Genomic DNA, 22,311 nt, shown 5'->3' with positions numbered 1-22,311 from the left:
ACCGGCCGGGTCCGGCCAGCAGGCCCCCGTACGCGACAGCGCCCGGACCGCGGGGGGTCCGGGCGCCGGTGTCGCCGGGCGGGTCAGGTCACGGCAGGGCGTGCACGTGGGCGCCCACCGAGTTGGACCAGGCGTTGCCGGACGCCGCGTCCCAGTTGGTGGACCAGGTCATCGCGCCGCGCAGGTCGGGGTAGGTCCTGGCGGGCTTGAAGGTGCCGCAGCCCGTGCCCTTGGCCAGGCAGTCCAGGGCGTTGTCGACCACCGTCGGGGAGACGTAGCCGCTGCCCGCGCCGCTCGGTGACGCCGGCAGGCCGAGGCCCACCTGGGACGGGGCGAGGCCGCCTTCCAGCTGGATGCAGGCCAGCGCGGTGAGGAAGTCGACCGTGCCCTGGCTGTAGACCTTGCCGTCGCAACCCAGCATGGAACCGCTGTTGTAGTACTGCATGTTGACGACCGTGAGGATGTCCTTCACGTTCAGGGCCGTCTGGAAGTAGGCCGCGGACGTCGACTGCATGTCGATCGTCTGCGGGGCCATGGTGAGGATCAGCGACGAGCCCGCCTTCGCCGACAGCGCGCGCAGCGCCTGCGTCATGTAGGTCGCGTTGAGGCCGTTCTCCAGGTCGATGTCGACGCCGTCGAAACCGTACGTCTGCATCAGCGAGTAGACGGAGTTGGCGAAGTTCGTCGCCGAGGCCGCGTCGCTCACCGACACGGAGCCCTTCTCGCCGCCGATCGAGATGACGACCTTCTTGCCGGCCGCCTGCTTGGCCTTGATGTCGGCCTTGAACTGGTCGGCCGTGTAGCCGCCGAGGCCGGCCGAGTCCAGGTTGAAGGACACGGCTCCCGGGGTGGAGGTCGCGTCCGCGAAGGCCACGGCGATGATGTCGTAGGCGGAGGGGACGTCGGACAGCTTCTGGACGGTCGCGCCGTTGTCGAAGTTCTGCCAGTAGCCGGTGACCGCGTGCTTGGGGAGGGTGCCGCCTCCGCCACCGGTGCCGGCGGACGTGGTGCCGGTCACGGACGCCGACTTGGCCGACTCGCCGGCCGCGTTGGTCGCCGTGACCTGGAAGGTGTACGCAGTCGAGGCGGACAGGCCGGTGACCGCCGCGGACGTGCCGGTCACCGCCGTCACCTTGGTGCCGTTGCGGTAGACGTTGTAGCCCGTCGCACCGGACACCGCGGACCAGGCCAGCGACACCGAGGAGGACGTCGTGCCGGTCACGGACAGGCCGCCCGGCGCCGCCGGGACCGTCGGGGCGGGGTCGCTGCCGCCGCCACCGCCGCCGTCGGGGCCGTAGACCGAGACGTCGTCGGCGTAGTAGGCCGCCTGGCCGTACCAGCCGTGGGTGTAGACGGTCACGGACGTCGTCGACGCGCCGGTCGTGAACGTCGTCGACAGCTGCTTCCAGGAGGAGGAGTCGGGGGTCCAGGTGGAGACGTCCGTGGTGCCCGTGCCCGTCACGCCGAGGTAGGAGTAGCCGCCCTGCACCCATGCGCTCAGCGTGTACGTCGAGTTGGGCTTGACCGCCACCGGCTGGGTGCACTGGGCGCTGTCCTGGCCGGCCGGGGTCGCCTTGAGGGCGGCGGAGCCGCCGTGCGCGGGGGAGGAGACGGTCGTACCGCTGCCCGCCGTACAGGTCCAGTTGGCCAGGCCCGACTCGAAGCCGGCGTTCTTCACGTTGTTGACGTCCGCCGCGGAGGCCGGGGTGGCCGCGGCGAGGCCCGCGACCGAGAGGGCGAGGGCGGTGGCGGCGGACCACGTCGCGAGCCGCCGTCCGCGGGGTCTGGGTATGCCTGGTGCGCGGTCCACAGGGAGCCTCCGGTGGGGAGTTGGCGGGGAGAGGGGGAGAGCACGGCGGCCACCGCTCGCCTCCAAGTTGGTCCAGACCAATCGAGGTGTCAAGAGGTCCAGACCAAACACGTTTCCGGATGGAGGATCAACCTGTCCCGGTTTGACGGGACTTGCGCCGGGAGACTTCCGCACCGGCTCCACAAACGCTGTTCTCCGGCCATACGCCCGTGGATACAGTGCTCAGGTAGTCACGCAATGAAGTCGCCCGGCGCACGGGAGTCACACCGGTGGGCCGGAAGGTGTGAAGAGCGGGGAGCTGCGCGTGCCAACTGCCATTGCCGTGACCAGTGCCGACATGGCACTGCCGGCACAGGACGAACGAACCATGCCCGCCGCCGTGCTCAGCGGCCTCGACGACAGACCGCTGGACCACGCGCTCACCGAACTGCACACCCTCACCGAGCAGTACGGCCATGTCGTCGTCGTCTGCTCACAGGCCACCCCGGAACCGGTCGTACGGCGGCTGTACACCCTGCGCTCCCTGCTGGAAAGCGACCGTATCGCCCTGTTCCGGCCCGGGCTGCCGCCCCTCGCCGTCGCCGTCCTGGCCCGGCAGCTGCGCCAGCTCGCCTCCTGCGACCTGAGCCCGGGCGTGCTCGCCTCCGCCGGCCGGCTGCTCACCCACTACCTCCACGCCGGCGCCGTCCTCGGCTCCGTCGCCAGGCTGGACCGGGTGCCGGTCGGACTCAAGGCGCACGCCCGGTCCTGGGTGCCCGGCAGCCAGTTCGCGGTCCTCGCCCACCCCGAGCCCCAGCTCGTCAGGGTCGCCCCCGACGCCACCCTGGACGGGCCCGAGTTCGGCACCTGGATGCTCGTCGCCAAAGGGCAGTTGCAGAGCGACTGGGCGGCCGGGCTCGGTACGGCGTGGAACGTGCACGGCCTGCGCGAGACCCCGCTGCCCGCCGAGTCCCCGGTGTGGTGGGGGACCGGCCGCCTGGTCGAGTTCTGCAGCTACCTCGCCGACCTCTCCGTCCTCTACCAACTGGTCACCTCCGTGCGCCGCACCAGCTGCCACTGGTGCGGCATGGACGTCATCGGCGACCGCTGCGTCTTCTGCTCCGCCACCCCGCCCGCCCACGAGCCGCCCCGCGCACCGGACCGGCGGACGCCCGCCTGACCTGCCCGGACACCGCCCTCACATCCCGCTCGACCGATTCCCCCAATGAGGTTGCACGGTTCATGAACTCCCGTCAGCGCCGCGGCGTGATACTCCTGATCCTGTCGGTCCTGTGCGCTCTCGGCGCGTTCGCCGGCGTGCTCTCCGTCGTCCACGACGCGAACTCCAAGGTCGGGCCCGAGGTCACCGCCTACCGGGTCAGGTCCGAGGTGCAGCCGTACACCACGCTGGACGCGGGCCAGTTCCAGCGGATCCGGATGCCCAGGCGGTGGCTGTCCGACCACGCCGTCACCGACCTCCGCCAGCTCCACGGCAAGATCGCCGTGACCACGCTGCACCCCGGCTCGCTGCTCCAGACCGACATGATCGTGGACCGGCCCGCCCTCCGGCCCGGCCAGCAGGAGGTCGCCATCATGATCGACGCGGCGACCGGCGTCGCCGGCAAGATCACCGCCGGGGCGCGCGTCAACGTGTACGCCACCTTCGAGGGGAAGAAGGACAGCGACCCCGACCAGTCGAAGATCATCGTCACGAACGCACGGGTCCTCGACGTCGGCCGGATCACCGCCCTGAACCCCGACCGCGACAAGACCCAGCAGCCCACCGAAGCCGTCCCCATCACCTTCGCGCTGTCCACCGTCGACGCCCAGCGCATCACCTACGCCGAGTCCTTCGCCCAGCGCGTCCGGCTCGCGCTCGTGGCCCCCGGCAGCGAGACCAGCGTCCCCGACAAGGACCGCACCTACGAACTCGCGACGGACAAGTGAGAGGCGGCCATGCCCACCAGGATCCTCCCGGCCGGCGCGGACCCGGACGCCGTCCGCTCCCTCATCACCCTGCTCAGCCAGCTCCCCGACGCCGAACCACAGCCCCCGGCAGGTGACTCCACCCAGCTGGTCGACACCCTGGCCCGGCTCGCCGCCGAATCGGTCGAGGAACTCCCGGAAGTCGTCGTCGTCCACGAACGCATCGGCCCCGTCCCGGCCCTGGAGCTGATCCGGGAGATCGCCCTGCGCTTCCCGGCCGTCGGCGTCGTCCTCGTCACCACCGACGCGAGCCCCGGCCTGTTCGCCGCCGCCATGGACGCCGGCGCCCGCGGCCTGGTCGCGCTCCCGCTGTCGTACGAGGAACTGGCCGGCCGCGTCCAGGCCGTCGCCCAGTGGTCGACGGGCGTACGCCGCCACCTCGGCCACGGCGCCGACGTGACGGGCGGGGCCGGCGGCACGGTCGTCACGGTCAGCGGCGCCAAGGGCGGCACCGGCGCCACCCTCACCGCCGTCCAGCTCGCCCTCGCCGCCCAGGCCTCCGGTCGCGCCACCGCGCTCCTCGACCTCGACCTCCAGACCGGCGACATCGCCTCCTACCTGGACATCCAGTTCCGCCGCTCGGTGGTCGACCTGGCCGCCATCACCGACATCTCGCCGCGCGTCCTCGCCGACGCCGTCTTCCGCCACGACACCGGACTCGCCCTGCTCCTCGCCCCCGGCGAGGGCGAACGCGGCGAGGAGGTCACCGACCGGGCCACCCGCCAGATCGTCAGCGCCCTGCGCGCCCGCTACGAGATCGTCGTCGTCGACTGCGGCTCCCAGCTCAGCGGCGCGGGCGCGGTGGCCGTCGAGATGGCCGACACCGCGCTGCTGGTGACCACCCCGGACGCCATCGCCGTACGCGCCGCCAAACGGACCGTACGGATGTGGGACCGGCTCCAGATCCGCAAGGCCGAGGAGACGACGGTGGTCGTCAACCGGCAGGCGCGCAACACGGAGATCCAGCCCGCCCTGATCCAGCGCATCACCGGCACGGCGCTCGCCCGCACCGCCGTCCCCGCCAACTTCCGTGAACTGCAAGGGGTCGTGGACGCCGGGCGGGTCCACGAGCTGGACGGCAGAAGCACGGTGAAGCAGGCGCTGTGGGCGCTCGCGGGGGAGCTGGGGCTGGTGAAGGCGGGCGAGGGCGCCCACCGCGGCACGGGCCGCGGAGCCGTCGGACTGCGACGGAGGAAGGAGTGAGCGGCCCATGAGACGGGATGGGGACCGCGGAGCGCGCGTGGGCCGCACGGAGTGCGCACAGCGCGGGGACCGCGGACAGGTCAGCGTCGAGTTCCTGGGGATGGCGCCGCTGATCGTATTGACGCTGGTGCTCGTGTGGCAGGCCGTACTCGTGGGGTACACCTTCACGCTCGCCGGGAATGCTGCGGACGAGGCGGTGCGGGCGGGAACGGCGGCACCGCGGGGCGGAGCACGGCAAGCGGCCTGCTCGGCGGCGGGGCTGGAGCACCTGTCGGCGGCATGGAAGGGGAGTGCCGCAGTGGACTGCAACGCGAGCGGCTATGTGACCGCCGAGGTCACGCTGCACGTACCCGTCCTCTTCCCCGGCCTGATCGACTTCCCCGTCGAGGTCAGGGGCCACGCCGGGGCCGTCGAGGAGGTGAAGCACTGAGATGCCGTACCGGCGCGGACGGCGCGACGTGGGCCAAGTCGCCATCGAGTACCTCGGGTTCGTCCCCGTCCTGCTCATCGTGGCCATGGCGGGCATCCAGATCGGAGCCGTCGCCTACGCCGCCGAGCAGGCCGGTACGGCGGCCCGGGCCGGGGCGCGGGCGGCGTCCCTGGGGCAGGACGCGCAGCAGGCGTGCGCGCAGGCGGTCAGCGGCGCGCTCTCGGTGTCGTGCGGCCCGGACGGCGGTGGCGCCGGCTCGGTGACCGTCACCGCCACCGTGTCCATCCCGCAGATCGTCCCCGGCTGGCACTTCGACCCCGCCCGGAAATCCGCCACCATGCCGCTCGACCACCAGGCGAGGAGCAGCACCCCATGAGCCTGCGGGCACGCATCAGCACCCCAGAGGACCACGGAAACCGGGGCGGGGACGGGCACCTGGTCGCCTCCTACCGGGCCAAACTCCTCGAGGAGATCGACCTCGCCGAGATGAGTTCCCTGGCCGCCGCGGAACGCCGGGCCCGGCTGGAACGCGTCCTCGGGCACATCATCAGCCGCGAGGGTCCGGTCCTGTCCACCGCCGAACGAGCCCAGCTGATCCGCCGGGTCGTGGACGAGGCACTCGGCCTCGGCATCCTCGAACCGCTCCTGGAGGACGCGTCGGTCACCGAGATCATGGTCAACGGCCCCGACGCGATCTTCGTGGAACGCGGCGGCCGGGTCGAACAGCTGCCGCTCCGCTTCGTCTCCACCGACCAGCTGATGCAGACCATCGAACGGATCGTGTCGACGGTCAACCGCCGCGTGGACGAGTCCAACCCGATGGTGGACGCCCGCCTGCCCTCCGGCGAACGGGTCAACGTCATCATCCCGCCGCTGTCCCTGACCGGGCCCATCCTCACCATCCGCCGCTTCCCGCGCTCCTTCACCCTCCAGGAGCTGATCGGCTTCGGCTCGCTCGACGAGCACATGGTGTACCTGCTGGCCGGGCTGGTGCAGGCCAAGTTCAACATCATCGTCTCCGGCGCGACCGGCACCGGGAAGACGACCCTGCTGAACTCCCTGTCCGGGCTGATCCCCCCGCACGAGCGCATCATCACCATCGAGGACTCCGCCGAACTCCAGCTCCAGCAGACCCACGTGGTCCGCCTGGAGTCGCGCCCGCCGAACGTGGAGGGCAAGGGGCAGATCACCATCCGCGACCTGGTCCGCAACTCCCTGCGCATGCGCCCCGACCGCATCGTGGTCGGCGAGGTCCGCGGCGGCGAGTCCCTGGACATGCTCCAGGCGATGTCCACGGGCCACGACGGCTCCCTGGCCACCGTGCACGCCAACAGCGCCGAGGACGCCCTCACCCGGCTCCAGACCCTGGCCTCCATGTCCGACGTCGAGGTCCCCTTCGTCGCCCTGCACGACCAGATCAACAGCGCCGTCGACGTCATCGTCCAGCTCACCCGGTTCGCCGACGGCGCCCGCCGCATCACCGAGATCGCGCTGCTCGACAGCCACGGCGGGGAGCCGTACCGGCTGGCCACCGCCGCCCGGTTCGACGCCCGGCCCATGACGCCCGACGGCCGCGTCCACGGCACCTTCCAGTACTTCCCCCTGCCCCGCCGCGCCGCCGACCGCCTCTACATGGCGAGCCAGCCCGTCCCCCAGGCCTTCGGCGTCGCCCACTCCGCGCACCAGCTCGCGACCCGAGAAGCCAGGTAGGACCCATGGAACTGCACGCCCTCGTCCGGCTCACCATCGGTGTGACGCTGCTGAGCTGCGTCCTGGCGGTGGCCGGCAGCCACGCCTACGCCTCGGGCCGCGCCCGGCGCGCCGCCCTCGTCGACCGCCTCGTCCACACCGGCGCGCCGCCGGCGACCGGCCGCCGGCGCCACTTCCGCGACCTGGACCGGCGACTGCGCCGCACCCGCCCGGGCCGCCGGCTCGAACTGCGCCTCGCGGCGACCGGCCTCGACGTCACACCGGGCGAGTTCTTCGCCGGTGTCCTCTTCACGGTCGCCGCGCTCTGGCTGGTCGGCCAGGCCATGCTGGCCCCCTTCTTCGGCCCCCTCGCCGGACTCGTCGGCATCTGGGCGGCCGTCCAGTTCCTCAACTGGCAGCGCCGCAAACGCATCGAGCGCTTCATCGGCCAACTCCCCGAACTCGCCCGCATCCTGGCCAACGCCACCCAGGCCGGCCTCGCCCTGCGCACCGCGATCGGCATGGCGGCCGAGGAACTGGAGGCCCCGGCGGGAGAGGAACTCGGCAAGGTCGCCGACCAGCTCGCCCTCGGCCACTCGCTCGACGACGCCCTCGGCGAACTCGCCGACCGGCTGCCCTCCCGCGAACTGGTGGTCCTGGTCACCACCCTCGTCCTGTCCAACCGGGCGGGCGGCCAAGTGGTCTCCGCCCTGCGCAACCTCACCGACACCCTGGAGGAACGCAAGGAGACCCGGCGCGAGATCCGCACCCAGCTCTCCCAGGTGACCATGACCTCGTACGCCGTCCCCGCCCTCGGGATCGGCGCGCTGTTCCTGATGAACGGCGTCAAGGACGGCGCCCTGGACCGCATGACCGGCTCACCGGCCGGCCAGGCGAGCGTGATCATCGCGTTCGCCCTGTACGCCGTCGGTTTCGTCCTCATCCGGCGCATGAGCCGGATCGACGTCTGAGGAAGGCACCATGGCACTCCTGCTCGCCCTGCTGACGGGCCTCGGCGTCTGGGGCGCCTTCGCGGGCCTGCGCATGTACCGCGCGGACGCCCGCCTGCCCGCCGACCTCGCCGTCGCCCTGGAGGTCGGCGCCACCCGCACCGGCGCGGTGGGCTCGGCCGTCGACCGGATGGGCATGCGCTACGCCCCCGCCGTCCTGCGGCTCATGGGCCCGCGACGCGTGGCCAGATACCGCCGCAGGATCGACCTGGCGGGCAACCCCGGCGGCCTGACCATCGACCGCTACGCCGCCCGCCGCGCGGTCTACGGCGCGCTGGGCGGCGTGGGCTTCCTGGTCTTCCTGCTGCGCGGCCAGTGGTTCGTGGCCCTGCTCCTGCTGGCCTTCGGCGCCTTCTGGACGGAGGTCGGCATCTGGTCGGCGATCCGGGTCCGCCGGGACGTCATCGAGCGCACGCTGCCCGACTTCCTGGACGTCCTGGCGGTGGTGGTCAGCGCGGGGCTCGGCTTCCGCCAGGCCCTGGAACGGGTCGCCACCCGCTACGAGGGCCCGTGGGCCGACGAACTGCGCATCACCCTGCGCCAGATGGACCTCGGCATGAGCCGCCGCCAGGCCTTCGCGGAACTGCGGCGCAGGAACGACTCCGAACAGGTGGCCATGTTCGTCACCGCGCTCCAGCAGGGCGAGGAACTGGGCGCCCCGATCGTGGACACCCTGGTCTCCCTGGCCAAGGACATGCGCCGCACCGACGCCCAGAACGCCCGCCGCAAGGCCGCGCGCGCGGTGCCCAAGGCCACGCTGATGATCACCACGTTCATGGTGCCGGCCACGATGCTCCTGCTGGGCGCGGGCCTGCTGCTGGGTTCCGGGGTGGACTTCGGCTCACTCACGGGGAAGTGAGGACGGCGATGACGGTGGCACTGCCCGGCCACACCAGCCGCACCGGCCCCACCGCGACCTGGCGCCGCTTCACCCACCGCGCCAGGAACACGACCGGGGGTACGGGTTCCGGGGGTGAGCTGGTGGGGGACGCGGATCCGTCCGGGGGCACAGCCAGCGGGGGTGAGGCGTACGGGGGCGGGGCCGGCGGGGCTGGGGCCGTTGGCGGTGGAGCTGCCGGGGGCGCAGCTGCCGCAGGTGCGGGCGCCGGAGCCGCTCGCGGTGGAGCTGCCCGAGGTGCGGGGGCCGGGGCCGGCGGAGCTGAGACCGCCGGAGGCGAGGCGGTGGGGTCGCAGGCGGCTCGGGCGGTCGACGGCGCTGCCTCGCAGACCGAGGCGTTCGGCGGCGCGGCGCCGTGGGCCGAGGGGAGCGGGGACGAGACGCCGCCGGCCGAGGAGGCCGGCGGCACGGCGCCGTGGGCCGAGCCGTGGGCCGAGGGGAGCGGGGACCGGACGCCACTGGCCGAGGTGTCCGGGGGTGCGGCGCCGTGGGCCGAGGTCTCCGGGGACGAGACGCCGCCGGCCGAGGCGTCCGGAGCTGCCGCCGGGGCCTCGTCGGGGCAGGCGGTCGTACCCGCCGAGCCGTCCGAGAAGCTGCAGATCCGTGCCCTGCAGGCGCTGTGCCGGCAGGTCTTCGGCTTCCGGCTGGCGATGACCGTCCTGTCGGCCCCCGCCGCCCTCCTCAACGCCGCCCCCGGCCTGGGCGCCCGACTGGTCGGCGCGGCCGTCGTGGTCACCTTCATGGTGTCCTACGTCCTCTTCCGCGACTGGGAACGCTTCGGCCCCCTCCTCCTGCGCCACCCCAGCCTCCTCGCCGCCGACACCCTCTGCGGCGCCTTCCTCCTCGTCTCGGCGGGCCCGGACACCACCCTCGCCTACGTCAGCGTCTGCACCCCGCTCCTGGCCGGCCTGGTCTACGGCTGGCGCGGCGCGGCCGGCTTCGCCTCGCTGGAAGCCCTGATCCTGCTCCTGGTCCACACCACGCTGAAGGCCGACCGGTACGCCCCCGTCGCCGAGGCCCTCCTCCTGCCCGGCCTGTGCGTCATCACCGGCGCGATGGGCTCCACCCTGCGCGGCCTGATGCTCCGCTTCGGCGCCGCGACCCAGGCCCTGACGACGGTCCAGGCCCGGCTCGCGGCGACGGAGGCGGTGGACGCGGAACGCGCCCGGCTGGCCCGCGAGATGCACGACTCCGTCGCCAAGACCCTGTACGGCGTGGCCCTCGCGGCGGACGGCCTGGCGGTCACGGCCGCGGCGGCGACACCCGACCCGGTCCGCGTCCGGGAACAGGCCGCCCTGGTGTCCCGCTCGGCGCGCAGGGCGGCGGCGGAATCCCGGGAACTGCTGTCGGACCTACGGCGGCACCAGCCGGACCCGACGGCACCCGTCCCCCTGTGGCACGCCCTGTCCGGCCACGCGCGGGCCTTCACCACCCGTACCGGCCTGCCGGTGACATGCCACTGGCCCGAGGACGCCGCCGCCCTCCCGTCCCTGCCCGCCGCCGTCGCCCGGCCCGTCCTCTCCATCGCCACGGAAGCCTTGGAGAACGCCCACCGCCACGCCTGCGCGACCCGGGTGGACATCCGCGCCACGGTCCACGACGGCCTGCTCCGCCTCACCGTCCACGACGACGGCACCGGCCTCCCGCCCGGCACCACCCTGGAACGGCTCCGGGACCGCGGCCACTTCGGCCTGCTCGGCATGGTCGAACGGGCCGCGCAGGCGGGCGCCCGCATCCGGATCGGGCGGGGCGGCCACGAACGCGGCACGGAGGTACGCCTGGACCTCCGCCTGCCGGCAGCCGACCCCGTTTCCCAGGAAGCCTGAGAGGAGCCACCATGCGGGCCTCGCACAGCGAACCCCGGCCGGACTTCCCGCCGCCGGCGCCGGCTCCACCGCCGCTGCGGCTGCTGGTCGCCGACGACAACCCCGTGGTCCGCGCGGGACTGACGGCCCTGCTGTCGGACCGCCCGGACACCACGGTGGTCGCGGAGGCCACGGACGGCCGCGAGGCGTACGAGGCGGCGCTGCGGCACCGGCCGGACGTCATCCTCCTCGACGTCCGGATGCCCGGAGTAGATGGAATCTCGGCGTTGCCCCACCTGGTACGGCTGGCCCCCGTCATGATGCTCACCTACAGCCACGAGGCGGAGACCGTACGAGAGGCACTGCGGCTGGGGGCGGGGGGATACCTGGTGCACGGCGAGTTCACGACGGAGCAGCTGGTGGCGGCGGTACGGGACGTACGGGAGGGACGGCCGCACGTCACGCCGGGGGCGGCACGCGCACTCCTTCTCGGCCTCGGCCTCGGCGAAGATGCACCAGCACACACCACCGATCAATCCTTCCTGGAATCAACGGATTTCTCGGCCGAATCGCTTTCGCAGTTGCAACGCCCTGTGGGACAGTCGTTCCGGCGACGGTTCCGGCTGAGTACGAGGGAGGCGGAGATCATGGACCTCATCGCGTCCGGGATGACCAACCAGCAGATCGCCGCCGCCTGCTTCATCAGCGAGAAGACGGTCAAGAACCACATCAACCACATCTTCGCCAAGCTGCACAGCACCACCCGCTCCCAGGCGACGGCGAAGTGGCTGGGGGTGTCCTGACATGACCCACCGGCCGAACACCCCCCACGACAATTGGGCCCACCCCTGGGCCCTGGGACCCTGCGGCCGGCCGGAGGAGGCGCCGTACGCTGCCGCCATTCGAGGCCCGGCTGGAGGGGAAAACCGTGAGCAGATGGTTCAACACCACCGTCGCGTACCTGCGGTCTCGTACGGCCCGCGACGACCGGGGCCAGACCGCGGTGGAGTACCTCGGCATCATCGCCGTGGTGGTGGCGATCGTGCTGGCGATCACGGGTACGAGCATCGGTCAGTCGATCTACGACGCGATCACCCAGAAGATCGCCCAGGTCACGGGCGGCTGACTCCTTCACGACACGACTCGGGGCAGGCCTTCCCCATCTACCTCACGGTGGTGGCAGGCCTGCTCTTTCTTGCTCTGGCGTACCTCGCGGTCGGTCAGGGCGCCGTGAACCGCAGCGGCGCCCAGACGGCTGCCGACGCGGCCGCGCTCGCGGCGGCCCAGAACGCCCGTGCCCAGCTCACCGACGACTGGGTGCGGGTGCTGTCCGACCCGGAGAAGTGGCAGGACGTCTTCGACGGCAGGGCCGCGATAGACGACCCGTGCTGGCGGGCCGGCCAGCTCGCCGCGCAGAACGACGCCCGTCTGAGTGGCTGCCGGTCCCCGGAGTCGCTGACCTACCAGGTCGACGTGGAGACCAACAAGTCCGTCGGCCGTTCCGTCGTACCCGGGACGGAGGACTTCAGGTCCACGGCGTCCGCCACCGCCGTGGTGGACCCGCTCTGTACCGTCGACCTCCCCGTCGAGGGGGCCAAGGGCGACGCGCCGCCCCGCCTCGACTGCGACGGCACCACCTGGGATCCGGACCCGGACGACCCATCGGGGCTCCCGAAGCCCGAAGACCTCTTCGACGTCCATCTGGGGCGGCTGACAAGCGAACGATGAGTGACGAAGGAAGCGGAGCGATGAGCATTCGGTTGACTGCGAAGGTCCGCAGGGGGATGGTCGCATGGTCGGTCGCGGCCGGCCTGGCCGTCGGTGTGGCCGGCTGCGGGGGGAGCGGCGGTCATGACGACAAGCCGCACAGGTCGGCGTCCGCCTCCGAGACGACCGGTTCCGGTCCGAGCGCCCAGGAGGGGCAGTCCGACGAGCCGCTGGCCGAACTGAAGGGCTCGGACGGTCTCCTCCTGCGCGTCACCTCGGCGCAGCGGGACTCGGGGGGCTTCGTCACCGTCAACGGCACCCTGAAGAACGACGGCGCCGGCAGCGTCGTGGTCCCCTCCGCCCTGAGCGGCAACGAGACCGAGATCCTCAGGAACGGCAGATCTCTGGGCGGCGCCACGCTCATCGATCCCCAGGGCAAGAAGCGGTACTACGTCCTGCGGGACACCGAGGGCCGTCCGCTGACGACCACGGGCTTCTCCACACTCAGGGCGGGCGAGAGCCTGGCGGTCTTCATGCAGTTCCCGGCGCCCCCCGCGAACGCGACCGAGGTGGACTTCCAGCTGCCGACCTTCTCCTCCGCCACCATCAAGATCTCCGGGTGAGGCAGCAGTGACCACCACACCCCGGCTCGCGCTGACGGCCGCTGCCCTCCTGCTCACGGTGTACGCGCACGGCGCCACCGCGGTCGCCGACGACGCCGGTCCCAGCACCCCTCCCGGTGCCGCCCCCTCCGCCGCCGCCCCCGTCGAGGTCGACCCCACCGATCCGGATCTGAAGCTCCCGGAGGGGGCCACGCTGGCGGGGGCCAAGGTGCTGGACATCAAATCGGTCGTGGAGGACCAGAGCGGGGACGAGCGGCGGGAGGACACCAACGCCGACGTGACCTTCGCACTCCAGGCCGAGGTGCTGTTCGGCAAGGACAGCGCCGAACTCGGCGATGAGGCGAAGGCCCGCGTCTCCGTCATCGTCGAGGAGATCAGGAAGCAGCACGCGACCCGCGTCCGCGTCTTCGGCTTCACCGACGACCTCGGCTCCTCCGCCCACGGCGACATCCTCTCCAGGAAGCGCGCCGACGCCGTACAGGCCGTCCTCGACCAGGACCTGAACGACCCGGCCGTCACCTTCGACGTCCGCGGCTACGGCGAGCAGTACCCCATCGCCGACAACTCCACCGAGGCCGGCCGGAAGAAGAACCGCCGGGTGGAGGTGTCCTTCCCGCGCACCCGGCAGTGAGCCCGTGCGTCCCTCAGCGCGTCTCCTCCGGCCCCCTGTCCCTCTCCACGTCCACCCGCACCCCGGCCCGCAGCCCCCACCCCGCCATGGCCCCGGCCTCCGCCTCCAGTACGTGCCGTGCCCGCAGGCGGGGCAGGCCCAGGCGGCCCGGGGGCATCGTGCGGACGGCCAGGACGGTCAGGCGGCGGTCCAGATAGGCGACGTCGATCGGGATGCGCATCCCGAACGTGTGCACCCCGCTCGCCGGTGACAGCAGCAGCGCCCCGTCGACCGAGTCCCGGCCCAGGAGTCCCCGCGTCCGCGCCCGGTAGGAGGCGGCGATCTCCAGGGGGACGGGCGCGCCGAGCGCCTCCCCGGTCCCCGACCGCGGGACCAGCCGCCCGCGCCCGTCCCGCCGCCACCTTCCCCGCGCCCTGTTCCCGGCCCCGTCCGAGCTCCCACTCCCCCGCGCGTCCCCGTCCCCGCCCCTGCCCGTGTCCGTGTTCATGCCCCGTCCTTCCCCCTCCGCGGGGAGCGGCAACTCTCCCGGTACGTAATCGTGTTGTCCTTTCCCGTCCTCCCCGCTAGGAAGGGGCCCATGACTGCACTCGGTGTCGTGTTCCGCCCCCAGCTCCCGCCCGAACGGCTGCGGGCCGTCGCCCGCCTCGCGGACGAGGTGGGGCTCGAGGAGCTGTGGCTGTGGGAGGACTGCTTCCTGGAGGGCGGGGTGTCCACGGCCGCCGCCGCGCTCGCCTGGACCGAGCGGGTGCGGATCGGGATCGGCCTGTTGCCCGTGCCGCTCAGGAACGTGGCCGTCACCGCCATGGAGGCCGCCACCCTGGAGCGACTGTTCCCCGGCCGCGCCGTCCTGACCGTGGGTCACGGGGTGCAGGACTGGATGGGACAGGTCGGGGCCCGGGCCGACTCGCCGCTCGGTCTGCTCGGTGAGCATCTGGACGCCCTGCGTGCGCTGCTGCGCGGGGAACGGGTCAGTGCGCGCGGCCGGTACGTCCGGCTGGACGACGTCGCCCTGGACTGGCCTCCGGGGCGCCCGGTCGACGTACTCGCCGGCGGTACCGGCCCCCGCACGCTCCGGCTCTGCGGGGAGAAGGCCGACGGCACCCTCCTCACGGCCGCCACCTCCGTGGACGGGGTACGGCGGGCCCGGCGGCTCGCCGAAGAAGGGCGGCGGGCGGCCGGCCGCGGCGGTCACCACCGGGTCGTCGTCTACCTCCTGGCCGCCACGGGGGCGGGCGCCGACGCCCGGCTGCGTGCCGAACTCGCCGCCGAGGGGGTGGCGTCGGTGCCGGACGTGGGGGTGGCGGGGGACGCCGCCGCGGTGGCCGCGGCCGTGCGGCGGCTCGCGGAGGCCGGAGCGGACACCGTCGTCCTCCAGCCGACCGCGGACGAGCCCGACCCGGAGGGCTTCGTGCGGTTCGCCGCCGAGGAGGTCCGGCCCCTGGTGCCTTGACCGGGGGCCGTTGTCAGTGACGGCTGCCACACTGCGCCGCATGACCGACGTACACGACACGGTGGCCCTGCGCGACGTCCTGGACGAGGACCTGGAGGTCCTGTTCGCCTACGAGCACGACCCGGAAGCAGTCCGGCGCTCGACGTTCGTCCCCCGGCAACGGGAGGCCTTCTTCCGGCACTGGCGGGAGCGGGTGCTCCCCGACCCCGACTGCCTGGTGCGGACGGTCACGGTCGGCGGGGAGGTGGCCGGGAGCGTCGTGTCGTGGACCGTCGACGGGCGCCGGTTCGTCGGGTACTGGCTCGGGCGGCCCTACTGGGGCCGCGGTATCGGCACCCGCGCGCTCCGCCTCTTCCTGCAGCTGGAGCCCGTACGTCCGCTGTACGCCGACCCGTTCTCCGGCAACACCGCCTCCGTCCGGCTGCTGGAGGGACACGGCTTCGAGCGGGTCGGCACGGTCCGGCACGGGGAGCGGGAGCACGTACTGCTGGTCCTCGGGGAACCCGCCCCGGCGACCTGAGGAACGCCGCCCGCACGCCCGCCCACCCGGCCGGCGGGCGGCCGGTTCCGCCCGCCGTGGGCTGGGATCATGGCGGCATGACAGCGAACCGCTCGTTCGAGGACCTCGTGGCCGAAGGGGCCGCCGTGCCCACCGAGGGGTGGGACTTCTCCTGGTTCGAGGGGCGGGCCAGTGAGGCGCGGCCCTCGTGGGGGTACGCCCGGTCCGCGGCGGAGCGGCTGGCCGGCGCCGAGGCCGCGCTGGACATCCAGACCGGCGGCGGGGAAGTGCTGGACTTCGCGCTGAGCCGGGCGGAACCGGCCCGGCCGGTGCTGGTCGCGGCGACGGAGGGCTGGCCGCCGAACGTGGCGAAGGCGACGGCGCTGCTGCGGCCACGCGGTGTCGTGGTGGTCGCCGCGCCGGACGACGCGCCGCTGCCCTTCGCCGACGAGGCGTTCGACCTGGTGCTCAGCCGGCACCCGGTGCGCCCGGACTGGGAGCAGATCGCCCGGGTGCTGCGGCCCGGCGGGACGTACCTCGCCCAGCACGTGGGTCCGGCGAGCGTCTTCGAGCTGGTCGAGTACTTCCTCGGACCGCAGCCGGCCCGGGTGCGGTCCGGGCGGGACCCGGAGCGGGAGCGGGCCGGTGCCGAGGCGGCGGGCCTGGAGGTGGTGGGGCTGCGGGCGGAGCGGCTGCGGATGGAGTTCCATGACGTCGGCGCCGTCGTCCACTTCCTGCGCAAGGTGGTCTGGATGGTCCCCGGTTTCACCGTCGAGGCGTACGAGCCCCGTCTGCGGGAGCTGCACACGCGCATCCGGAGGCAGGGTCCGTTCGTCGCGCACAGCACCCGGCACCTCTTCGACCTGCGCAAGCCGGTCCGCCGGTGAGAGCGCACATGGGCCGGCAGCGGAGCCGTCAAGTCACCGCTGGCTGACGGCATCGCCCGACGGGGGGATCCCCGGGCAACGCGCCGACACACCCCACAATGGCTCAATCCTTACGAATGCACGTGCATCCGGCTGGATTTCCCTGGGAATCCGCTGTGAATCGGCCAGGCGACACCCCTGAAGCCAGCATTCCGCAGCCACCGGGGCGTTGCTGCATGATTCCGGAGAGTAGTTGTTCCGCGTCGATGCACCCACCATCACTTACGAAGGGTTATGGTGGAAACCCCCCCTCGGGCCGGTCCGTCTCCCCCCCACGGACCGGCCCGTTTTTTCTTCCCCGCGCCGGAACCCCACCGCACCGGAACCTCACGGCGTGGGTCCGGCGTCCTCACCGGTGGGGACCGCGCCGCGCGGCAGCGGCCGGTCCGGCGGGCGCGCCCGGCCGTGAGGCCGCGCGAAGGAACCCCGTCCCCCAAGCCCCGGGCCGGAACCAGGCCTTCGGCAGAGGTAGGCTCAACGGCTCCGGCACCCCTGCTCCGCGCCCAACCCCCGGAGGGTCACGTGAACCTGCGCGACAAGCTGCGCGGCCTGCTCGTCAGGCTCTACGCACGCCGGGTGGAAGGCCACCTGGACCACGCTCAGGTGCCCAAGCACATCGGCGTCATCATGGACGGCAACCGCCGCTGGGCGAAGGCGAGCGGCTCCAGCACCGTCCACGGGCACCGGGCCGGTGCCGAGAAGATCGAGGAGTTCCTCGGCTGGTGCTCCGAGACCGACGTCGAGGTCGTCACCCTGTGGCTGCTGTCCACCGACAACTTCGACCGGCCGCGGGACGAGCTGGTCCCCCTGCTCGGCATCATCGAGGACGTCGTGCGCACCCTCGCCGCCGACGGCCGCTGGCGCGTCCACCACGTGGGCACCCTGGACCTGCTGCCCGCGGGCATGCAGCGCACCCTGAAGGAGGCCCAGGAGGCCACCGCCCACATCGACGGCATAGTCGTCAACGTGGCCATCGGCTACGGCGGCCGGCAGGAGATCGCCGACGCCGTGCGCTCCATGCTGCTCGACGCCCAGGACAAGGGCGTGCCGCTGGCGGAACTCGCCGACTCCGTCGACGTCGACATGATCGGCCGGCACCTGTACACCGGCGCCCAGCCCGATCCCGACCTGGTGATCCGCACCAGCGGCGAGCAGCGGCTGTCCGGATTCATGCTCTGGCAGACCGCGCACTCCGAGTACTACTTCTGCGAGGTCTTCTGGCCGGCCTTCCGCAAGGTCGACTTCCTGCGCGCCCTGCGCGACTACGCCGCACGTCACCGCCGCTACGGCGGCTGACCCGCCGCCCGACGCCCCGTCGCCCGAGGTGACGGGGCGTCGCCGTGTGTCCCGGTCGGGGCGGACGCAGGAAGATGTTCACCGTCGCGCTGTTGGCCGCATTTGCATGGCGGCGCGTGTTCGAGGGCATAGTCCAGTCAGGTCGACACCCGAACCACGGGTGTCGGATCTCAGCGGGCGGCTCGGGGCCGTCCGCCCGGGAGGCCCCTTGCACCAGCCCGATCGTGCGATCACGGCACGGACGAAGAGGCGGAGGGCCGGTCGCCGGCCCCACGCGGGGCGGCCGTGGACCGGCATGGATCCTTTCGCCCTGCCGGGCCGTATCTCCCTACCTTCCCCGCCCTCCCGGCACTGCTCCCACTCCGTCGCTCCCCGACCTCATCCGAGGGGGTACGTCCTTCCGTGGTGACCAGCACAAAGCGCCACAAGCCAGACCGGCGCACCTATGTCCTCGACACCAGCGTCCTGCTGGCCGACCCGAACGCTCTGACCCGCTTCGACGAGCACGAGGTCGTGCTCCCCATCGTGGTGGTCACGGAACTGGAGGCCAAGCGGCACCATCCCGAACTCGGCTACTTCGCCCGCCAGGCGCTGCGCCTGCTGGACGACTACCGGGTGAAGCACGGCCGCCTCGACGCCCCCATCCCGATCGGGGAGCTCGGCGGGACGGTCCGTGTCGAGCTGAACCACTCGGACCCCAGCGTGCTGCCCAGCGGCTACCGCCTGGGGGACAACGACTCGCGCATCCTCGCGGTCGCCCGCAACCTCCAGGCCGAGGGGTACGACGTCACGGTCGTGTCGAAGGACCTGCCGCTCAGGATCAAGGCGTCCTCGGTCGGCCTCCTCGCCGAGGAGTACCGGGCCGAACTCGCCATCACGGAGAACTCCGGCTGGACCGGGATGTCCGAACTCACCCTCCCCGGTGAGCAGGTGGACACCCTCTTCGAGGAAGGGCGGGTGTACGTCCCGGAGGCGACCGACCTCCCCGTGCACACCGGGCTGACCATCCAGTCCGAGCGCGGCAAGGCGCTCGGCCGGGTCACCGCCGACGGCAGCGTCCGCCTGGTGCGCGGGGACCGGGAGGCGTTCGGCATCAAGGGCCGCAGCGCCGAGCAGCGCATCGCGCTCGACCTGCTGCTCGACCCGGACGTCGGCATCGTCTCGATGGGCGGCCGGGCCGGCACCGGCAAGTCGGCGCTGGCGCTGTGCGCCGGCCTGGAGGCGGTCCTGGAGCGCCGCCAGCACCAGAAGGTGATGGTCTTCCGCCCGCTGTACGCGGTCGGCGGTCAGGAGCTGGGCTATCTGCCGGGCTCCGAGGCCGAGAAGATGAGCCCCTGGGCGCAGGCCGTCTTCGACACCCTCTCCGCGGTCACCAGCCGCGAGGTCATCGAGGAGGTCACCGCGCGCGGGATGCTCGAGGTCCTCCCGCTCACCCACATCCGCGGACGCTCGCTGCACGACGCGTTCGTGATCGTGGACGAGGCGCAGTCGCTCGAACGCAACGTGCTGCTGACCGTCCTGTCGCGGATCGGCGCCAACTCGCGGGTGGTACTGACCCACGACGTGGCACAGCGGGACAACCTGCGCGTCGGCCGCTATGACGGTGTGGTCGCCGTCGTCGAGAAGCTGAAGGGGCACCCCCTCTTCGCGCACGTCACCCTCACACGCAGCGAGAGGTCCCAGATCGCGGCACTCGTGACCGAAATGCTGGAGGACGGTCACATCTGATCCGGTAACGCATACTTGGCGCCGTCCGGCAAAGCACAGAAGCCTAGCCGGGCGGCGCCTTCATGTGTGGCGGTTTCCTGAAATCACCGGGCCCAAACGGGATGTGAGCTTTCACACGCAGCACAGAATTGCCACCCGCCCTCGGGTTACGGCAAAGTCTCAGTCCTGTCAGGCCCCGCATACGGCACACGTGTACCCCCAGCGGTATGGCATAACAGCAGCATCTTCAACTCCATAACGACGCCGTATGCCGCCCGAGCATCACGCGGCGCTCCCTTCGCGGGAGTTGCCCACCGGGTCCGCGCCTCCCGTGACCCCGCAGTTGGGAGGCCAGTGTCAGGGGCACGATCGCGTCCGCCAGGGTCACCGAAGCGGACGGTGCTGGAAGGAAACCGTGTGAGCCGGATTTCGGTCCGGGGATTCGCAGTGGCCTCGGCCACCGCGGTCACCGCTGTCGGAAGCGTCGTCGGTGTTGCCTCGGGCAGCACCGCGCAGACCAACGACGCCGAGGCGACGGCAGCCGACGCGACGCTCCTCGCGGACATCCCCGCGTCTCAGCAGGCGCAGGTGCAGACCGCGTCCCTCACGCAGCAGGCCGACGCACAGGCCATCGCCGCGGACACGAGCGCCAAGAAGGACGCGGAGGAAGCGGCCCGCAAGGCCGCCGCCGAGACCGCGATCGCGAAGAAGGAGGCCGCCGAGCAGGCGGCCAAGGCCGCTGAGAAGCAGGCCAAGGAGCGCGTCGAGACGAAGGCGGCGGCGGCCAGCCGCGACGACGTCCGCGACTCCTCCTCCTTCCCCACCCAGTCCAGCTACAACGCGGCGCAGATCCAGGCGATGGCGCGTCAGATGGTGGCCGGCGACCAGTTCCAGTGCTTCAGCAACATCGTGGACCACGAGTCCAGCTGGAACTACCAGGCGGTGAACGCCTCCTCCGGTGCCTACGGTCTCTTCCAGGCCCTGCCCGCAGGCAAGTACGCCTCCGCCGGCGCCGACTGGCGCACCAACCCGGCCACCCAGATCAAGTGGGGCCTCAACTACATGAACGAGCGCTACCACAGCCCCTGCCAGGCCTGGTCGTTCTGGCAGGCCAACCACTGGTACTAGGCCCGCCGGCACGGTTCTTCCCAGCGCAGCCCCTCCCCGTCCTCGGGGGAGGGGCTTTCGCCCTGTACGGTCGTACTCGGAACGACTCCAGGGGGGAGTGGTGGCTAGCACCCGGGGACGCGGGGGAAGAGGACGGACATGTCGCGAGTACCAGGGTGGCTGGGCCGGCTCGGAGCCGGCCTCACCGAGATGAGCGAGCGCCTCGACGAACGCCGCGCGGAGGTGGAGAAGGACGGCACCGGGTCCGCCCGGCGCAGGCGGGCCGAGGCACCCGTCGAGGAGCCGGTCCCGCCCCCGCGCCGGCCTGTGGCTCCGTCGGGCCCGCGCCCCGACCCGGCGCAGGCCGTGCCCTGGGGTGTGCGGGTCGCCGCCGAGGCCGGCTGGCGGCTGCTGGTGCTGGCCGGCACCCTGTGGGTGCTGATGCGGGTCATCAGCGCCATCCAGCTTGTGGTGTTCGCCTTCGTCATCGCCCTGCTCGTCACCGCGTTGCTCCAGCCCACGGTCGCCCGGCTCAGACGCCGCGGTGTGCCGCGCGGCCCGGCCACCGCGATGACCGCCGTCGCCGGCTTCGTCGTGATCGGCCTGATGGGCTGGTTCGTGACCTGGCAGGTCATGGAGAACATCGACACGCTCTCCACCCAGATACAGAGCGGCATCGACGACCTGCGCAACTGGCTGCTGAAGAGCCCGTTCCACGTCACCGACAAGCAGATCAACCAGATCGCCAAGAACCTCCGTGAGGCGATCGGCGCCAACGCCGACCAGATCACGTCCGCGGGCCTGGAGGGCGTCCAGGTCGTCGTGGAGGCCCTCACCGGCATACTGCTGGTGTTCTTCTCGACGCTGTTCCTGCTCTACGACGGCGAGCGCATCTGGCAGTGGTTCCTGAAGCTGGTGCCCTCCGCCGCCCGTCCGGGTGTGGCCGGCGCCGGTCCGCGCGCCTGGCGCACCCTGACCGCCTACGTCCGCGGCACGGTCCTGGTCGCCCTCATCGACGCCATCTTCATCGGCATCGGCATCTACTTCCTCGACGTGCCGATGGCCGTTCCGCTGGCCGTCTTCATCTTCCTGTTCTCCTTCATCCCGCTGGTGGGTGCGGTGGCCTCCGGCGCGCTCGCGGTGATCGTGGCGCTGGTGACACAGGGTGTCTTCGCCGCCGTCATGACCCTCGCCGTGGTCCTCGCGGTCCAGCAGATCGAGGGACACGTCCTCCAGCCGTTCATCCTCGGCCGCGCGGTCCGCGTCCATCCGCTGGCGGTCGTGCTGACCGTGGCGGCCGGCGGCATGGTGGCCGGCATCGGCGGCGCCGTGGTGGCCGTACCGCTGGTGGCGGTGACGAACACGGTGGTCGGATACCTGCGGACCTACGCCCAGGAGGTCCAGGACGGTCCGGCACCCGAGGAACGGCCGGCCCGGTCCGTCGAGCCCGGCGGGGAGGCCGGCGACGGGGCTGCCGAGGTCTCCTGCGAGGACGTCCCCCTCGAAGACGCGGAGAACCCCGCCCACCAAGGGTGAGCGGGGTTCCGGTGAGCGG

At 72.3% G+C, this 22,311-nt stretch carries 23 protein-coding genes; 21 read left to right on the top strand and 2 right to left on the bottom strand.

What is annotated here, in order from left to right:
• Positions 1-88: 88 nt before the first annotated feature.
• Positions 89-1,810 carry a chitinase gene (locus ACGFT1_RS12060; RefSeq protein ID WP_373908882.1) on the bottom strand — a complete coding sequence of 574 codons (1,722 nt, stop codon included), beginning with the start codon at positions 1,808-1,810 and terminating at the stop codon, positions 89-91.
• Between the two features lie 283 nt (positions 1,811-2,093).
• On the opposite strand from ACGFT1_RS12060, the gene ACGFT1_RS12055 reads away from it, so the two are divergent.
• The 14 genes from ACGFT1_RS12055 (at position 2,094) to ACGFT1_RS11990 (ending at position 13,771) form a co-directional block, all read left to right on the top strand.
• The gene (locus tag ACGFT1_RS12055) at positions 2,094-2,969 is read left to right on the top strand and encodes a hypothetical protein (protein WP_373908881.1); all 876 of its coding nucleotides are present in this window, start codon (positions 2,094-2,096) and stop codon (positions 2,967-2,969) included.
• A gap of 62 nt (positions 2,970-3,031) precedes the next feature.
• A complete protein-coding gene (gene cpaB / locus ACGFT1_RS12050) occupies positions 3,032-3,736 on the top strand; it encodes a Flp pilus assembly protein CpaB (protein WP_373908880.1) in 705 nt (234 codons plus the stop codon).
• Positions 3,737-3,745: 9 nt separating this feature from the next.
• Positions 3,746-4,978: a CpaE family protein gene (locus tag ACGFT1_RS12045; RefSeq protein WP_373908879.1), complete on the top strand. Its 1,233-nt coding sequence runs from the start codon at positions 3,746-3,748 to the stop codon at positions 4,976-4,978.
• Positions 4,979-4,985: 7 nt separating this feature from the next.
• Positions 4,986-5,408, top strand: a complete 423-nt coding sequence (locus ACGFT1_RS12040; protein WP_373908878.1) for a TadE/TadG family type IV pilus assembly protein — start codon at positions 4,986-4,988, stop codon at positions 5,406-5,408.
• Between the two features lies 1 nt (position 5,409).
• Positions 5,410-5,784 (top strand): TadE/TadG family type IV pilus assembly protein, encoded by a 375-nt coding sequence (locus tag ACGFT1_RS12035; RefSeq protein WP_373908877.1) that lies wholly within the window; start codon positions 5,410-5,412, stop codon positions 5,782-5,784.
• Positions 5,781-7,118 carry a CpaF family protein gene (locus ACGFT1_RS12030; RefSeq protein WP_373908876.1) on the top strand — a complete coding sequence of 446 codons (1,338 nt, stop codon included), beginning with the start codon at positions 5,781-5,783 and terminating at the stop codon, positions 7,116-7,118. The genes ACGFT1_RS12035 and ACGFT1_RS12030 overlap by 4 nt, the downstream gene beginning before the upstream one ends.
• 5 nt (positions 7,119-7,123) lie before the next feature.
• Positions 7,124-8,068: a type II secretion system F family protein gene (locus ACGFT1_RS12025; RefSeq protein WP_373908875.1), complete on the top strand. Its 945-nt coding sequence runs from the start codon at positions 7,124-7,126 to the stop codon at positions 8,066-8,068.
• A 10-nt stretch (positions 8,069-8,078) separates the two neighbouring features.
• Positions 8,079-8,966 carry a DUF5936 domain-containing protein gene (locus ACGFT1_RS12020; RefSeq protein WP_373908874.1) on the top strand — a complete coding sequence of 296 codons (888 nt, stop codon included), beginning with the start codon at positions 8,079-8,081 and terminating at the stop codon, positions 8,964-8,966.
• Positions 8,967-9,289: 323 nt separating this feature from the next.
• Positions 9,290-10,831 carry a sensor histidine kinase gene (locus tag ACGFT1_RS12015; protein WP_373908873.1) on the top strand — a complete coding sequence of 514 codons (1,542 nt, stop codon included), beginning with the start codon at positions 9,290-9,292 and terminating at the stop codon, positions 10,829-10,831.
• A gap of 11 nt (positions 10,832-10,842) precedes the next feature.
• On the top strand, positions 10,843-11,613 hold the full coding sequence (locus ACGFT1_RS12010) for a response regulator (protein WP_373908872.1): 771 nt from the start codon (positions 10,843-10,845) through the stop codon (positions 11,611-11,613).
• A 125-nt stretch (positions 11,614-11,738) separates the two neighbouring features.
• On the top strand, positions 11,739-11,936 hold the full coding sequence (locus tag ACGFT1_RS12005) for a hypothetical protein (protein WP_361988692.1): 198 nt from the start codon (positions 11,739-11,741) through the stop codon (positions 11,934-11,936).
• Positions 11,933-12,538, top strand: coding sequence for a pilus assembly protein TadG-related protein (locus ACGFT1_RS12000; protein ID WP_373909214.1), 606 nt, complete (start codon positions 11,933-11,935; stop codon positions 12,536-12,538). Before ACGFT1_RS12005 ends, ACGFT1_RS12000 begins: the two co-directional genes overlap by 4 nt.
• A gap of 20 nt (positions 12,539-12,558) precedes the next feature.
• Entirely contained in the window at positions 12,559-13,140 is a 582-nt protein-coding gene (locus tag ACGFT1_RS11995) for a hypothetical protein (protein WP_373908871.1), read from the top strand.
• Positions 13,141-13,147: 7 nt separating this feature from the next.
• On the top strand, positions 13,148-13,771 hold the full coding sequence (locus ACGFT1_RS11990) for an OmpA family protein (protein WP_373908870.1): 624 nt from the start codon (positions 13,148-13,150) through the stop codon (positions 13,769-13,771).
• A 13-nt stretch (positions 13,772-13,784) separates the two neighbouring features.
• On the opposite strand, the gene ACGFT1_RS11985 is transcribed toward ACGFT1_RS11990, so the two are convergent.
• The gene (locus ACGFT1_RS11985) at positions 13,785-14,258 is read right to left on the bottom strand and encodes a DUF192 domain-containing protein (protein ID WP_373908869.1); all 474 of its coding nucleotides are present in this window, start codon (positions 14,256-14,258) and stop codon (positions 13,785-13,787) included.
• Positions 14,259-14,348: 90 nt separating this feature from the next.
• Between ACGFT1_RS11985 and ACGFT1_RS11980 the strand changes: the two genes are divergently transcribed.
• The 7 genes from ACGFT1_RS11980 (at position 14,349) to ACGFT1_RS11950 (ending at position 22,292) form a co-directional block, all read left to right on the top strand.
• Complete coding sequence (locus tag ACGFT1_RS11980) at positions 14,349-15,221, top strand: LLM class flavin-dependent oxidoreductase (protein WP_373908868.1); 873 nt, start codon at positions 14,349-14,351, stop codon at positions 15,219-15,221.
• A 40-nt stretch (positions 15,222-15,261) separates the two neighbouring features.
• On the top strand, positions 15,262-15,741 hold the full coding sequence (locus ACGFT1_RS11975; RefSeq protein ID WP_373908867.1) for a GNAT family N-acetyltransferase: 480 nt from the start codon (positions 15,262-15,264) through the stop codon (positions 15,739-15,741).
• Between the two features lie 77 nt (positions 15,742-15,818).
• Positions 15,819-16,607 (top strand): methyltransferase domain-containing protein, encoded by a 789-nt coding sequence (locus tag ACGFT1_RS11970; protein WP_373908866.1) that lies wholly within the window; start codon positions 15,819-15,821, stop codon positions 16,605-16,607.
• Between the two features lie 561 nt (positions 16,608-17,168).
• The gene (locus ACGFT1_RS11965; RefSeq protein ID WP_361988674.1) at positions 17,169-17,942 is read left to right on the top strand and encodes an isoprenyl transferase; all 774 of its coding nucleotides are present in this window, start codon (positions 17,169-17,171) and stop codon (positions 17,940-17,942) included.
• Positions 17,943-18,344: 402 nt separating this feature from the next.
• A complete protein-coding gene (locus tag ACGFT1_RS11960; protein WP_373908865.1) occupies positions 18,345-19,670 on the top strand; it encodes a PhoH family protein in 1,326 nt (441 codons plus the stop codon).
• 396 nt (positions 19,671-20,066) lie between these two features.
• A complete protein-coding gene (locus ACGFT1_RS11955; protein WP_373908864.1) occupies positions 20,067-20,777 on the top strand; it encodes a transglycosylase SLT domain-containing protein in 711 nt (236 codons plus the stop codon).
• A gap of 138 nt (positions 20,778-20,915) precedes the next feature.
• Positions 20,916-22,292, top strand: coding sequence for an AI-2E family transporter (locus ACGFT1_RS11950; RefSeq protein WP_373908863.1), 1,377 nt, complete (start codon positions 20,916-20,918; stop codon positions 22,290-22,292).
• The last annotated feature ends 19 nt before the right edge of the window (positions 22,293-22,311 follow it).

This window comes from Streptomyces sp. Y20 (genome assembly GCF_043195475.1).
Classification (GTDB): Bacteria; Actinomycetota; Actinomycetes; order Streptomycetales; family Streptomycetaceae; genus Streptomyces.
The sequence above is the reverse complement of the archived record's forward strand: the minus strand, read 5'-3'. Positions and strand labels throughout refer to the sequence as shown.